At 36.9% G+C, this 15,511-nt stretch carries 17 protein-coding genes; all 17 read left to right on the plus strand.

Going from position 1 to position 15,511, the window contains the following annotated elements; genetic code table 11:
• The first annotated feature begins 6 nt into the window (after window positions 1–6).
• The 17 genes from C794_RS00465 (at window position 7) to C794_RS20080 (ending at window position 15,501) form a co-directional block, all read left to right on the plus strand.
• Window positions 7–1,497 carry a phage portal protein gene (locus C794_RS00465; RefSeq protein WP_017795176.1) on the plus strand — a complete coding sequence of 497 codons (1,491 nt, stop codon included), beginning with the start codon at window positions 7–9 and terminating at the stop codon, window positions 1,495–1,497.
• Window positions 1,497–2,585, plus strand: coding sequence for a phage minor capsid protein (locus C794_RS00470; protein ID WP_017795177.1), 1,089 nt, complete (start codon window positions 1,497–1,499; stop codon window positions 2,583–2,585). The genes C794_RS00465 and C794_RS00470 overlap by 1 nt, the downstream gene beginning before the upstream one ends.
• 12 nt (window positions 2,586–2,597) lie before the next feature.
• Window positions 2,598–2,729: a hypothetical protein gene (locus C794_RS21125; RefSeq protein WP_017795178.1), complete on the plus strand. Its 132-nt coding sequence runs from the start codon at window positions 2,598–2,600 to the stop codon at window positions 2,727–2,729.
• Window positions 2,730–2,845: 116 nt separating this feature from the next.
• Window positions 2,846–3,406 carry a phage scaffolding protein gene (locus C794_RS19475; protein ID WP_017795179.1) on the plus strand — a complete coding sequence of 187 codons (561 nt, stop codon included), beginning with the start codon at window positions 2,846–2,848 and terminating at the stop codon, window positions 3,404–3,406.
• A 13-nt stretch (window positions 3,407–3,419) separates the two neighbouring features.
• Complete coding sequence (locus C794_RS00485; protein WP_017795180.1) at window positions 3,420–4,334, plus strand: hypothetical protein; 915 nt, start codon at window positions 3,420–3,422, stop codon at window positions 4,332–4,334.
• Window positions 4,335–4,350: 16 nt separating this feature from the next.
• Complete coding sequence (locus tag C794_RS00490) at window positions 4,351–4,596, plus strand: hypothetical protein (protein ID WP_017795181.1); 246 nt, start codon at window positions 4,351–4,353, stop codon at window positions 4,594–4,596.
• Window positions 4,597–4,607: 11 nt separating this feature from the next.
• A complete protein-coding gene (locus tag C794_RS19480) occupies window positions 4,608–4,985 on the plus strand; it encodes a head-tail connector protein (protein ID WP_017795182.1) in 378 nt (125 codons plus the stop codon).
• Window positions 4,975–5,310: a putative minor capsid protein gene (locus tag C794_RS00500; RefSeq protein WP_017795183.1), complete on the plus strand. Its 336-nt coding sequence runs from the start codon at window positions 4,975–4,977 to the stop codon at window positions 5,308–5,310. The genes C794_RS19480 and C794_RS00500 overlap by 11 nt, the downstream gene beginning before the upstream one ends.
• Before the next feature lie 4 nt (window positions 5,311–5,314).
• Window positions 5,315–5,665: a minor capsid protein gene (locus C794_RS00505; RefSeq protein WP_017795184.1), complete on the plus strand. Its 351-nt coding sequence runs from the start codon at window positions 5,315–5,317 to the stop codon at window positions 5,663–5,665.
• Between the two features lie 10 nt (window positions 5,666–5,675).
• Window positions 5,676–6,062, plus strand: a complete 387-nt coding sequence (locus C794_RS00510; RefSeq protein ID WP_017795185.1) for a phage tail terminator protein — start codon at window positions 5,676–5,678, stop codon at window positions 6,060–6,062.
• Window positions 6,063–6,074: 12 nt separating this feature from the next.
• The gene (locus tag C794_RS00515) at window positions 6,075–6,518 is read left to right on the plus strand and encodes a phage tail tube protein (protein ID WP_017795186.1); all 444 of its coding nucleotides are present in this window, start codon (window positions 6,075–6,077) and stop codon (window positions 6,516–6,518) included.
• Window positions 6,469–6,768 carry a fibronectin type III domain-containing protein gene (locus C794_RS00520; RefSeq protein ID WP_195891530.1) on the plus strand — a complete coding sequence of 100 codons (300 nt, stop codon included), beginning with the start codon at window positions 6,469–6,471 and terminating at the stop codon, window positions 6,766–6,768. Before C794_RS00515 ends, C794_RS00520 begins: the two co-directional genes overlap by 50 nt.
• A 42-nt stretch (window positions 6,769–6,810) precedes the next feature.
• Window positions 6,811–7,194, plus strand: coding sequence for a hypothetical protein (locus C794_RS00525; RefSeq protein ID WP_017795188.1), 384 nt, complete (start codon window positions 6,811–6,813; stop codon window positions 7,192–7,194).
• A gap of 3 nt (window positions 7,195–7,197) precedes the next feature.
• Window positions 7,198–7,839: a Gp15 family bacteriophage protein gene (locus C794_RS19485; protein ID WP_017795189.1), complete on the plus strand. Its 642-nt coding sequence runs from the start codon at window positions 7,198–7,200 to the stop codon at window positions 7,837–7,839.
• Window positions 7,840–10,017, plus strand: a complete 2,178-nt coding sequence (locus C794_RS00535) for a hypothetical protein (protein WP_017795190.1) — start codon at window positions 7,840–7,842, stop codon at window positions 10,015–10,017.
• A 13-nt stretch (window positions 10,018–10,030) separates the two neighbouring features.
• Window positions 10,031–10,747, plus strand: a complete 717-nt coding sequence (locus C794_RS00540) for a distal tail protein Dit (RefSeq protein ID WP_017795191.1) — start codon at window positions 10,031–10,033, stop codon at window positions 10,745–10,747.
• Window positions 10,747–15,501, plus strand: coding sequence for a phage tail protein (locus tag C794_RS20080; protein ID WP_017795192.1), 4,755 nt, complete (start codon window positions 10,747–10,749; stop codon window positions 15,499–15,501). The genes C794_RS00540 and C794_RS20080 overlap by 1 nt, the downstream gene beginning before the upstream one ends.
• The last annotated feature ends 10 nt before the right edge of the window (window positions 15,502–15,511 follow it).

Raw genomic sequence — 15,511 nt, forward strand, 5'->3', positions numbered from 1 at the left:
GAATTAATGTTAAAACGAATTATAGATGCAGTGAAAGGAGGCTTGTATCGAATGGGGTTAATTAAAGGCATAGATAAGATACAAAACCACAAACACATCAATATCAACCAGAATATGTATAACAAAATGTCGATATGGCAATCGTTGTACAAGGGATATTACCCAGATTGGCATGATATTTACGAGCATACGATATCTGGAAAAAAGCATCGTAAGAAAGACACGTTGATGATGGCAAAAACTGCTGCTGCAGAAATGGCTAGTCTTGTATTTAATGAAAAATGCAGTATTAGTATTGGAGATGGGGAGAACCGCACCTCAAAATTTGTGGAAGAAGTGTTCAAGCAAAATAAATTTAATAAAAAATTTCAAGATCACTTAGAGTATAACTTTGCCTTAGGCGGTATGGTCATTAAGCCATTCGTGAAAGAAGGTAAGATTATGCTCTCTTTTGTTACTGCAGATAGTTTTATCCCGATTGCTTGGCATAATGACACGATTACAGAAGGTGTTTTCATTGGAGAGTACCATAAGGGCGATAAGAAATACACGCACTTAGAATGGCATACATGGGATAAGAAGGCTAATCAATACGTTGTTGATCATGAATTATATGAATCAAACGGTACGGAGTTAGGTGTACGTGTTTCATTAGAGATCATCTTCCCAGATATGAAAGAGCAATATCGCTTTAACAACTTGAAAAAGCCTTTATTCACTTATTTCAAGCCGAATACTGCTAATAATATTGATTTACAGTCACCGATGGGAATCTCCATATTTGCGAATGCTTTAGATACATTAAAAGCGATCGATACTGCTTTTGATAGTTTTCATAGGGAGTTCAGGCTAGGGAAAAAACGGATTATTGTTCCTGCTCACATGGTTAAAACTGTTGTAGATCCGAAAACACAAGAGATCCATCGTTATTTTGATGATACAGACGAGACCTACGAAGCAATGAAGTTCAAAGATGATGAAGAAGGGATAAAAGATATTAATGTGACTCTTCGAGTTGATGAACATATCGCAGGTATTAATGCTTTATTAAATCTCTATGCTACTCAGACAGGTTTTTCTTTGGGCACTTTTTCCTTTGATGGTCAGAGTGTAAAGACCGCAACCGAGGTAATGAGCGAAAACAGTAAAACATTTAAATCCAAGAAATCACATGAAACCATTATTGAAGGTGGTTTACAGGATGTAATTGAATCTATTATTGCGATTGCCAAGGTCTATAACATCTTTAATGGTGAACGTGATATAGATATCACCATTACTTTTGATGATTCTGTCATCGAGGATAACGCTGCAGAACTAGCTCGAACAATTCAAGAGGTATCTAATAAGCTATTGCCTCGAAAACGAGCAATCATGCGTATATATGGTCTAAATGAAGAGGAAGCACAGGCATGGATGGAGGAAATCAATGAAGAAAATCAAAGCACAAATGCTAGTGATGTTGATTTCTTCGGTACAGGTTCGGATGATGACTAATGGATAAATGGGTATCGCAAAGCCTTACCAAGCCTGTAACCGATGTTTATTTGTCTATTGAAGATCAGATATTAAAGAATATTGCCAAGAAGATTGCGAGAGATAATAGCATTCTTATTGATATAGAAAAGAATAGAAATACGCAATTAGTAGAATCGTGGCAACTAAGTAGATTAAGTGAACTAGATGCTATCAACAAAGAGCATATAGAAATTATTTCTTCCCGTTCTGGTAAAATCATGCAAGAGGTAGAAAAGATGTTATCCAATGCAGGATATAGCGCAGTAGATGATATAGAGGGTGACATGCTCGAAGGTGCAAAAGATAGTGAATCCTTAAAAAATGTGTTGGTTGGATATCAGAGGCAAGCAAAAAACACGCTTAATCTTACGAATACAACCATATTAAACCTCTCAAGGCAAAAGTACCTCGATGTCATCAATGATACTACTGGGAAGGTGCTCGCAGGTGTTTCTACTCCGCAACAAGCATTAAGAGAATCTATTAAGGGGCTAGCAGATAAAGGTGTCCCTGCACTAGTAGATAAAAGTGGTAGGGAATGGTCTACGGCAGCATATGTAAGTATGGTAATGCGTTCAACAAGTAATAATGTTGCCAATGATATGCAAGATACTCGAATGGATGAGTACGATGTGGATCTTGTTGAAGTCAGTTCTCATGATGGTGCCAGACCTTTATGTGCTCCATATCAAGGACGAATATTTTCTCGTTCCGGAAATCATCCAAAATATCCGGCGTTAGGTGATACCAGTATGGGACATCCTGCTGGCTTATTTGGCGTGCATTGCGGTCATATGAAGTATCCATACTTTGAAGGTACAAAGAAAACATACAATCCTGTAAGTAGCGAGAAGAATGATCGTATGTATGAAGAAAGTCAGAAGCAACGTTATCTGGAAAGGGAAATCAGAAAAGCAAAGCGGGAAATGGCTATGATGATTGAACTTGATGATGATATAGGAATTGTTGAAGCTGACGACAGAATAAAGGAGCGCCAAGCGAACTTAAGAAGCTTTATTAAGAGCACTGGACGTACTCGAAATAACGAAAGGGAACAAATACGTTAAGGGGGTGAGGGCTTGCCAGTAAGTAAAAAAGAGCATGAGAAATTAAAGGAACAAGTGGATGGATTGGAAAAAGCATTCTTTCAATTGACGGAAGTTGTGAAGGATTTGAAGGAAAAAGAAAAGGGTCCAACTTATTTTAGTTAGTGCACTCAGCAGGCGAGCGCTGGGTGCTTTTATTATGCAATAACTCGTAGCTATGCGATAAATAGCAACCTTTACGTGGACTCGACCATGTTAAAAAATGTAAAAGGAGAATGGATATGGACAGAGATTTTTTAAAGAACCTAGGTTTAGAAAGTGAAAGTATCGATAAGATTATGGTTGAACATGGAAAATCAGTAAATGACTTGAAGGAAAAAGCAGAAAAGGCAGATACGCTTGAAAGCCAAGTCAACGATTATAAGCAACAGATTGCTGATCGTGACACACAACTGAAAGACCTCGGGGAAAAGGCGAAGGGTAATGAAGATTTAACTGCTGAAATCGATCGTTTGAAGGAAGAGAATGAAACAACTAAGTCAGAGCTGGAACAGAAATTGGAGCAACAAGCATTTGATCACAAGTTAGAAAACACATTGAAAGATGCCAATGTAAAGAATCCAACTGCAGTTAAAGCCTTACTTAATCTAGATGAAGTTAAATTAGACGGTGACAAGTTGCGTGGATTAGATACGCAACTGGAAGGATTAAAAGAATCTGATGATTACCTGTTTCAGTCCGAGCAAAACAATAATGACCCTAGCTTGGAATATACTCCGGGAAGTCATCAACAAGGCGGAGGCGGAGATGATGCCTTCGCACAAACATTATTAGGAAAATAGGAGATGATTAAACATGCCAAATGCAATTAACTATGCACAAAGATATCAGACTCAATTAGACCAAGTAATCAAACAAACGACACTTACAAATGACCTTGAAACACAAGGAGTAAACTGGATGGGGGCAAAAACGTTCCATGTACCTCATTTATCTGTTTCTGGTTATAAGCAACATACTCGAAACGGTGGCTATAATCGAGGCACAGTAGACGTTACACATGAGCCATATACACTTAGCTTTGATCGTGACGTTGAGTTCTTCGTTGATCAAATGGATGTAGATGAATCAAATCAAGCTGCAAGTGCTGCAAATGTAACTCGGATATTCTTGACGGAAAATGCGGGTCCAGAAATTGATGCATATCGTTTCTCTAAACTAGCGCAAAAAGCGCAAGAATTGGAACAAGCGAAAGATGAGAACGTAACGGATGGTACTCCGAAAGACGTATTTGACCGATTGAAATCCGACATTCGAAAAGTACGTAAGTTTGGTACTGCAAATCTAAAAGCCTATGTATCTACCGATGTGATGGATGCCATTGAGAAGTACAAGGAAGGCAAAGGGACTTTTTCTTTACAGAATCAGGATACGACAATTGAAACTCGGGTTACAACTATTGATGGGGTAATACTTATTGAAGTATTCGATGTTGACCGTTTCCATACTGCATATGATTTTACAGATGGTTATATACCGGCTAACGATGCACAAGAATTAAACTGGATTATTGTTTATAAAGGTGCGATTGTTGCAAAGGCGAAACTGAACTCAGTGTATTTGTTCCAACCAGGTCAACATACCGAGGGTGACGGATACCTGTATCAAAATCGTATGTACCATGACTTGTTTGTGCTTAAACACCAAGCAAAAGGTTTAGTTGTATCGAATAAAGCACCGTCATCTGGTGGCGGTGGAGAAGAACAATAAGGGAGGATGAACAAATATGCCATACTTTCGTAAAGACAATGTTGTATTAAAAGAAAACAATGAAGGGCGTATAAAAGAATTACTTGCAATGGGTTATCAGAAGGCAGATGAAAAAGGAAAGGTGCTCGGTAAGAAGAAAGAGGAAACCGTACCTAAATCAACCCATGAAAAAGTTGTAAAAGAAAATAAGGAACTCAAAGAAAGAGTAAAACAACTTGAGAAAGAGCAACAAGAAGAAAATCAAAAGGCATCCTCTAAATAGGGGGTGTCTTTTTGTATATTGATGCAGGTTACTATTTAGATGAATATGAAGGTACTCCTATGGAAGATGAAAAAGAACTTAATCGTTGTATTAAGCGTGCTTCAGATGTAATTGATGGAGAAACTAACTTTTCTATTGATGAGGATAAGCTAGTAGATGTACAAAAGAATCTATTAAAAAAAGCAACAGCCATCATGACAGAGCATTTTGTGATGAATGGGGGCTATATAGCTACTAAACAACAAGAAACGATGCAAAGTGTGAATGTTGGCTCATTTAGTTACTCCATGAATGCGGAAGCTTCTACTCAAATTCCTAATGGGGTTATGCAGAATCTAGCATATGCAGGCTTATTGTACAGGGGAATAGGTGCTTATCATGGTCATTAGTCCAATTCCAAAACATTTACTCCCTCACACAATCCAATATAAAGCATATGAGGGATCTAGTGGATGGGATGGTACTCACGCCCCTCCTCTTAAAATAGAACACGTGAGAGTTACACCTGTAAGCAAATTAAAGCGTACTTCCAATAGTGAAGGTGAAGAGGTCAATCATGTTGTTTTAGTAGATCGAGTCAATTCGTCAGCATTTCCCAATTTTAAAATAAGATCCGAAATTGAGTTTAATGGTGTTAATCGTGAAGTGGTTGATGTTAAACCTCATTATGCGTTTGGTAGTGAACCACACCATTACGAACTGGAACTAAGGTGATAGTGTGATTGATGTAAAAGTTGATTTCGATAAGAATAAAGTAAATAAAAAATTAGATAATGCATTAGGTTTTGGTCAATTTGTTTTGGATAATCAGGTTTTAAAAGATAGTAACTACTATATCCCCATGCGTTCTAAGAATACTAGAGTTAGTGGGATTACACATTCAAAAATTGGGAATGGAGAGATACGTTGGGTAACTCCATACGTAAGAGAAATATATTTTAATTCGAACTATAATTTCTCTAAAGACATAAATCCGAATGCTAGAGGGCTTTGGTTTGAAGCTGCCAAAGCAGAAAAACTTAAACAATGGTTAGATGAGGCACAAAAAGCAGCGAGATCAAAATATTAGGAGGTATGATATGGATTTCTTAGAACGATTAAAAGACTATACGGAAAACTTATCTTTTACACCCTCTATTATTGAAATAGGGACGTATCAAGAAAATGATAACAGTATAGCTATTAGACCTTCGCCTGCTAATATTAATGATCGCTATATGGAGAAAAGCAAGATATATCCGTTTCAATTTCAGCTTTTAGTCCACCACAAAAGTAATTTAGAAGCATATCGAATGATTCATCAATTAGAAAGTCAATATGAAAATTTACCAAGCAGAGCTATCACCTCGAGTGATGGCTCTTTTAAATTGGTTTCGTTTCAATGCATTACGACACCATCTTACGTGCAGAAAACAAGCTACGGTACGTTATGGACAGCATTGTTTCAAGCGGAACTATACACATAAAGGAGGATGAATATGCCAGAAGGATTTTTATTAAATTCACAGTACAGGATGGAAATTAATGTAACACCTAACGGAGAAACGGAAACATGGGAAAGATTAGGTAAAGGTATCAATAGTATGGAGCCAGATCCAAACGAAGAGACTGCCCAAGATAAATACTTTGATGGTGATGGATATGGGGAAACAGATGTAATCGGTGCGCAACTGATTGCTTCCTTTTCAGGACATCGATACTACGGAGATGAGGCACAGGATTTTATTTACTCGAAAGTGCTTGAGTTAGGACCGTCAAGACGGACTGATTTTCGTTTAACATTGCCAGACGGATCATCTTTTGAAGGTCCTTGTACAATTGCTGCAATTACAGGACCGGGTGGAGATGCAGGAGGAAAAGGTGATATATCCTTTGAAATACATTTTGCTGGTAAACCAAAATATACAAAGCCTACTCCCTAAGGCTCCCACTAGCCTTGTCGCTTCAAATGAGACGGAAACAAGCGTTGATCTTGATTGGAATGTGACTGAGGATGCTAGTGGGTACAACGTATATCAAGATGGTGAAAAAGTTGATACTGTAACTACGAATACGTATTCGGTATCAGGATTAATAACATCATCAACCTATGAATTTTACGTAACAGCAATAAACGATAAATACGGTACGGAGTCTGACCCGGCAGACGTTGTGAATGTAACTACATTATAAGAGTAGCCAAATGGCTGCTCTTTTTCTTTAGGAGGAATTTAAATGAAGGAAATTGGTATTCAAAGAGCGATAGAAGAAGTATCGATTGATGGAACAACGTACGAAATTGATTTATCAGATAAGAAAAAGAATCGGTATGCAGAGATAGCAATAGATTTACAAAGAGCATCTAAAGAATCTGAAAAAGTTAGAGATATTAACGATGTTGAGGTACTAGAAAAAGAGATGAATAGATTAAAAGAGAAAACAAGTCGTGCTACTGATGAGATATTGGGAGATGGCGCATTTGACACAATTTATAAAAAAACAAATGAGTCGTTAGAGTTGGTCTTAGATGTTCTCTTTGATGTGATTGATTATATTAATACAACATATAAAAAGAAATTTGAAGAAAAGAAAGCAAAATATCTGAAAAAGAAGAAATAGCCTATGTTTCTTACAGAATCATTAAAGGATACATGCATTTACAAAGGAATAGTACTTCAATTAAATGTAACCTTCGATAACATAATCCTATTTATTGAAATGACTAAAGATGAGGGTTTAGAGGATTATGAAAAGGTATTAATTGGTCTAGAAATGCTTATCACCAATTATGAAGAATTAGAGTATCTGCCATCGGATGAAAAATATCAAATTTTCATGATGATTTTAAAAGAGGAACTTTCTTTCAAAAGAGATAATGAATTCCAGACAGAACAAGCAACGGAAGAAAACCTAGAAAATGAGCCACCTTCTAAAAAAGAAGAATATGACTTTGATGTTGATGGGGAGCGTATATACGCTTCTTTTTTAATGGATTACGGTATTGATTTACTCGAACAACAGGGCAAAATGCATTGGAAAAAATTCATATCTTTGTTTAGTGGATTAAGTGAAAAAACACCATTCATGCAGGTAGTTCAAATACGAGCAATGGAAGTTCCTGCCCCTACTAAGAATAACCAGAAAGAGCGCAATAAAATCTTACGTCTTAAACGAAAATATGCTCTTGAAAACAGTGAGAAAACAGCAGATGAAGCATTTGAAGATATGATTACAGCCTTCGGTGGAAAGGCAGGTGATAAATAAATGGCAGACGGTTCAATTACGATAGATACGAAAATAGACCAAAAAGGCGCAGAAAAGGGAGTAAAAAACCTACAAACGAAGCTTAAAAATGTTGGAAGTAGTATGAAGAATGTTGGAAGTTCCATGACTAAATGGGTTACTGGTCCGATAGCTGGTGTGGGTGTGGCGTTAGGCGGTGCAATGGTTAAGTTTGGTAATTTCGCTGATGAATTATTAGATTTATCATCCATAACTGGAATGTCTACTGATGAATTGCAACGTTGGCGCCAGATTGCTACAGATGCAGGTGTCGATACGGATGCAGTTGCTAATTCATTGCAAACACTGAATAAGCAAATTGAGCGAGGTAATGAGATTTCTCCAAGACTAGCAAAAGGCTTTGAAGCTATGGGAGTCAGTGCTGAAGAATTTAAAAATATGGGTGCTGATCAGCAAATGCGTAACATTGTTGAAACGATGCTAGAGCTAGAAGGTGCTGACAGAAGAGCTTTTGCTAACCAAATGAACATGCCAGAGTTACTTCCAATAGTGAGCGAGTTAGAAAGTCGTGGGAAAGACTTAGACGAAATTATGAACGAAATAGATGTACCATTCAGTCAAGAAGAGTTGGATGAAATGAACGAATTTCGTAAGGAATGGGACAATCTGAAATATACTCTCTTCATGGTAATGGGCGAAGCACTCAAGCCTTTATTCAAGATGTTTAATGAGAATAAAGATGCAATAAAAGAAAAGATGATTCCTGCAATACAAGGCTTGGTCGAGGGTGCAATTAAATTAATTAAGTGGTTTGGTGACCTATCTCCCACCATGCAAAAAGTAGTCATGGTTGTTGGAGCAGTTGCAGCAGCTATCGGTCCAGTATTGGTGGTCATGGGTTCTCTTATCAGTGCAATTACTCCAGTTATAGGAATTATAACCAAATTAGGTGGGGTAATGGGGCTCATACTAAATCCAGTTACTATGATTATAGCAGGCGTTGGTGCACTAGCAACTATTATTGTTTACCACTGGGATGAAATTAAAGAAGTGACCATAACCGTTTGGGAAGCTATTAAAGATTTCTTTATAACTTGGTGGGAAGCAGTAAAAGAAGAATTTAATAAAATGATTGAGTTTTTCACCGTAACCATCCCCGAAACTTGGCAAGCAATTAAAGAAAAAACAGTAGAGATATGGCAAGCAATATCTGACTTTTTCGTTGAACTATGGGAAGACATTAAACAGTTTTTCACAGATATTGTTACTGCAATTGTGGACTTCTTTGTTGAACAATGGGAGGAGCAACGTAGACAAACAGAAGAAAACTTCCAAAAAATATCTGATTTCCTTAATAAAATATGGACAGGTATTAAAAATATGTTCGATAAGACAATCACAGCGATTTCTAATTTCATAAAGAAAACATGGGATGGGATACAAAAAGTTACATCAACAGTGTTTAACGCTATTAAAGATTTTATATCTAAGGTTGTTAATGGTTGGAAAAATATCATTACCAACGTTTTGGATGCAATAAAAAATACTGTCTCTAAAATATGGAATGGCGTTAAAGATGTTACTTCTAAAGTATTTAATGCTACCAAGGATGTTATATCGAACATCTGGAATAGTGTAAGAAATACAATATCGAACATCTGGAATGGTATACGTGACACCATATCAAATGTTGTAAATACAATACGTGACCGGATATCCTCAGCTTTTAACTCGATTTCTAACACAATATCAAGTGTATGGGACGGTGTATCTCGTACTACTAGTCGAATATGGGATGGGATAGTAAGAGCGATCAAAGGTGCTATTAACGGTGTCATAGGTGCAATAAACGGAATGATTAACGGGTTAAATCGGATAAAGATTAAACTTCCTAAAGTCCCAAATTGGGTTCCTGGTATGGGAGGACGGGGTGGAAATACATTAGGTTTTAGCATCCCCAATATCCCTAAGTTAAACATTGGTACTGATTTAGTTACACAAGATGGACTTGCAATGCTACACGCAGGAGAAGCAGTTGTACCTGCAGAACACAATGGGGCGTATACAGGCGAAGGTAACGGAGGAAGTAAGCAACCTGCACAAATTAATCTGGTAATTGGCGGAAAAACGTACTCTGCATTTGTAGAGGATATCTCGGATGAACAAGATCGCCAGAATTACAGACTGAAAAAGAAATAAAGGATGATAGTTTATGATATTCAACGGTGCTGATCTCTCACCATATTTTAAAATTAAATCTATTACAGGTAGAGGATTTACAAATAATCAACTACTCATAACTGAGATTACAAGCGCAGATGGAGCTTATGTACATGGCTCAAAACGACCGCCAAGAATTCTTGGTATAAATGGGAACATCATTGCACATGATAGAGAATCTTTAAGACTTACTGTTGATTATCTAAACGGAGTCCTTAATGTTGCAAAAGATGTCCCTATTATTTTTCCTGATGAGCCAGATATTACGTATTATGGTAGACCGTCAGAATCGGAAGAAGGTGACGAGTATTTCTTCAAAAAAGATGGTACATTGACTATCTTTTGTGCTGATCCTAATAAATATGGAAAAACTGATCAATTAGATTTTGATACTGGAGAAATAGAAGTAAAGTATATGGGTACTGAACAAGCACCTCCTGAAATGGAAATAGTACTAACAGAAGAAACAGATACATTATTTTTATTCAACGGAGAGAAAGAATTACGGATAATTTATGATTTATCCATTGGAGATAAAGTCGATGTTGATTTTAAAAAACGTAAAGTTTTTATAAATGATAAGTTACAAATGAATGCTATTAGTATGCTAGCTCCAAAGTTTTGGAAATTAAATCTGGGTATTAATAATATTCGAATTGAACCTACTGCGGTTGATGCAGTTTTGAAGTATAGGGAGGTATATAGATAATGGAAAGAGCAAATGTCTATATATTTGACGATGAAGATAAGTTATTACATGTATCTGATGAATACGTAGATGATGAATCGATATTAGAAGAGGATATCGACAACGACAGTAATAATCTTACTGTCGTATTTCCTTATACTGCAGATGCATGTGATTATATTGAAGGAGAAAACCAAATTGTAGTTAAAGATCTTCGAGGCGTATATCGTCTTTGGACTATAAAAGAGGTCGAGGATGTTAATGGTGATGAAGGAAAGCTGAAAATGGCAATATGTATGCCTTCTTATGTTGAGCTTAATGATGCTTGGGTTTATGAGAGACGACCACAGGATATGCCAATTAATGACGTGTTAGATGTTGTACTAGATGGGACTCGATTCGAAAGAGGGCGTACAGGAGATTATGGTACACGCTCAACTAGTTTATACTATCAAAGTGTTACGGAATCATTAAAACATATTCGATCCGTATGGGGAGGGGAATATATAGATCGAGTAGAATTTGACGACCATGGAATCACTGGTCGTTTTATTGATTGGGAAAGAAGAGGCTTAAACAATGGTAAACGCTTTGAAATAGATAAAGATATACAATCGATAAGACGTACTGTGCTACATTATCCTAAAACAGCACTTATCGGTCGTGGTGGTAGTGTTGAGGTAGGCGAAGGAAATAGTAGAAAGATAACTTTTGAAGATTTGGAATGGAATGTACTAAATGGAGATCCAGTAGATAAACCGAAAGGTCAAAAATATGTCGGGGATCCGGAAGCGCTTGAAAGTTATGGTATTAAAACAAAAGAAGGAAAGATACACCGCATTGGTATCTATGACAATGACGAGATCACAAACCCAGAAGAATTACTGCAGGTTACTTGGGAAAATGTTCAAAATAATAGTAAGCCACAGGTGAAATATGAGATGTCTGTCCGTACGTTCTATGGTATTGCAGATTATGAACATGAGCAAGTCTATCTAGGTGATACAGGATACATTATTGATGAAGAGATGCGCCCAGCTTTAACTGTTCAATCGAGAATTATAAAAGTTTCATATAGTATTGGAAATCCATCGGTTGGTGATATAACGGTAGGTAACTTTCTAAGAATAAAAGATGACGAGAGTAAGTTAGACTGGGTTATTAGTAAAGTAACCGAGAATAGCGGTTCATGGGATAGTGGGGGAATAATTGACGACGATAGTTTTCCAAATGTAAAGCCACCTGCACCAGATAATTTGCAGGCAACTGGGTTATTTTCTTCCATTATGTTGAAATGGGACTATGACCCTTCTGTATATATAGCGGAATATCGTGTATACGGTAGTACGAATGCAAACTTTGTACCATCCGATAGTGATAATTTTCTCTATGCTACTAAGTCCGGAGGATATGCACATGATGCAGAAGTAAACGAACAATGGTATTTCGTCGTATGTGCGGTCAATACCCATGGGAAGCGCTCTGATTTTTCGCAAATGGTAATGGCTCAAACCAAGCAAATTGATGGCAATACGGAAATATCAGAACAAACCATTACGAAAGAATTACTTGCACAGCAAGCTATGATTGATGAAGTACATCTAAATAACGCTATTATTACAGATGCCCACATTAATGGTAGATTAACAGCTAATGTATTGATGATTGGTGATGGAGCTTTATATGACGATGGATATGATCCATCTGAGAAGGCGGATATTACTTATGTTAATGACGCTATAGGGAGCATAAATATAGATGGTGCAGATAACTTATTGGATGACACCAAATTTGAGAATTTCGCAATTAATGGAAATGAGGATCAATGGAGATTCGCCTTATTTGGTACACCAGTAGACGTACAAGGATATCAACAGAGAGATGGAGCAATAGGAATTTATGTTGATATAGATGGGTCTGTGAGATTATACTCCCCTCCGTTTACACAGGAATTGGATCTTAATAAAGATATAGTAATATCTTATGAAGTATGGATAAAAGAAGATACAATCAGACCGTATGTAATGGGTGCATTGACAGATGATTTGAGTCCTGCCCAATATAGCTTGACTAATTTTCTTACCGATGAGTTGCCGATAGATGACGAATGGACTAGATATATCTACAAAATTCCTGCAGGCACTCTGCAAGGGTCTAGTGGTCATGGATACTTAGGGTTTTTCACTAGTTGGGAAACAGAGGGTCGAAGAGATATATGGATCAAAAAACCAATGGTGATACAATCTAGTAATGCACAAGGGTATAGACCTTCCCCAGAGGATCAAATAGAGGAATATACACAAAAGAAGTATAATTTATTGCAAAATGGTAGTTTCAATATTGGCAAACAAGGGTGGGATTTCAGCAATCAATATGCTAATGCAAGAACTACTATATTAGAACCGGAAACAGACAAACCAAATAGCCATATAATCCATATCAATCAACAAATCTATAATGGGTTATATTCTGTTCAAAACAATAGGTATGTTCTGTCGCAAGGTGGCAATTTCTTCACGTTGACCCTTGATGTTAAATTTGACGAAATAGTTGATCCTGCAACACAAGATTTTAGGATCGTGCGGATATTAACATCACCAAACACCGATGATAATCTAATGAAAGCCGATGGCATACGCTTTTCCAATCCCGCCCCTGGAACTTGGTCGAATGTGGTAATGTTTAGTGATGTGATGGATCAACATCCCAATCTGCAAGCAGGAGAATGGGCTACACTAGATTTCGAAATATTAATAACCCAAACCAATATAGAGGATTGGTGGGGAGTGCAGTTTTTAACAACTGGTTGGATAGATGACGATCAAACCATACGATCTACAGACTACTATATTCGTGAGGTAATGCTTGTAAATGGTGGTATACCAAAACAATTTGCTGAAGATCCCACGAGTTTGTGGGCTTATCGCAATTCGATTTATATGGATGGTGGTTCTCTTTATGCTAATTCAGTAACTGCGAATGAAATAGCAGCAGGAACAATAACTGCAAATAGTGGAATAATAGCAAATGCAGCCATTACCAATGCTATGATTCAAGAAGTCAGCGCAGATAAACTAATGGCAGGTACTGTTATTGCAGAAGATGTCACCATCAAAGGAAAACTGGAAGGTGTATCTGGTACATTTAGCGGGGCATTAAACTCGTATAGTAGAAGTTGGGACTCTAGTACTGGAGTATATTCTGTTGCGAAGGGTTCTAATTTCACTAGTGAGAGTATTGCTTCTGCCAATTTCTTGTCGCCTTATGAAATGGGGAGAGTCGAAGACCCAGATGACAATTTTGCTGTGATAATGGATGGGTACTCACTTACACCAGAAGCTCTAACACTGTTATCATATACTGCCGAGGATATGTATGATTACAATGATTATACTGATAATATAGAATATGCTATTGATCGTATGATTGTCAATAATAAATTTAGATCTAGTGTTGAATTGAATGGCGATGGACTAACATTTACACGTGGTGGATCTCATACATCTGGTGATGGTCGGAAAAGGGAAGCCTTCTCCATACTTCATACATTATATAGAGAATTACCTACTATAGAAATGAGATTCCAAGATGATCCTAATATTTTTATTAAAGTTGATAGCAATAGAGACATGGATATAGGAGCAAGGGAATTAACTTTCTGGACTGATGGTGGATCGATGATCATGAACACTGATAAAGTTCGGTCTACTGCACGTAATTATGAATTTGGTAGATTTGATATTGTGGAACAACTCAAAAGGGATGTTGAGCATCCTTGGTCATATGACTTAATGGGTATTGCTAATACTGCTACTGTGAATGAAGTAGGGAATAATAATGGTAGTATCTGGTTTGGAGGATACGACACACATGTTGCCTCTATGTGGGGAAGATCAGAATCAGCATTAATTGCAGGATATTCAGCAGATGAATATGGACTACTTAGAATATCAAAAGATGAGACGGTATGGCAATTAAATAGCTATAGAAAAATTGGAGTAGTTATGTACGATTTGGGTTATTTGACGATGGGTCTCGATGTTGATACGTATGATAGCACGTCGAATAATCATCTGAGATTCAATTTCATTGGTGATCATAACGACCATATATCAATATCCAGTAATACACCAGTCACGTTTACCCAACCATTGCTAAGCGGTACACAACTCGAAGCGCCTGTTGTATATGGTGAAGAGGGCTATTTCATAAATCTCGAAGTACCACAAATATTTAGGGCGACTAGGTGGGGCAATACGACAACTATAGAAGGGGACACCATAGATACTGATACTATAAATGCTACTAGTGAAGTAGATACCCACACTGTCCATTCCGGCAACATAGTACAAAACGCAGGAAATTATATTTATCTTGGTTCAAATAATGGAACGAGAGTAACAGATGCAGTGACTTATACAGCAGGTTCTATTGGATATAAACCTATTAGAGCATCATCTTTCCCTACTGGATCGTCTATATTATATAAACAAAATATTGAAGAATTACAAGATGATACAGCTTATATGGTATTAGACAGCATAAATCCTGTAACATACAACATAAATAGCGATGTAGAAATTGGCACATATAATAAAAAGAAAATAGGGGCTATTATGGAGATGTCTCCAGAAATAGTCAGAGATGAAGATGGATTGGATTACAATAGCATTAATATGTCTATGGTGAAGGTTATAAAATCTGAAAGAAATGCGAGAATTAAATTGGAAAAGGAAATTGAGAATTTATATATGATCATTGAACAAATGTTATAAAGTTAAAAAC

Source organism: Oceanobacillus kimchii X50, assembly GCF_000340475.1.
Classification (GTDB): domain Bacteria; phylum Bacillota; class Bacilli; order Bacillales; family Amphibacillaceae; genus Oceanobacillus; species Oceanobacillus kimchii.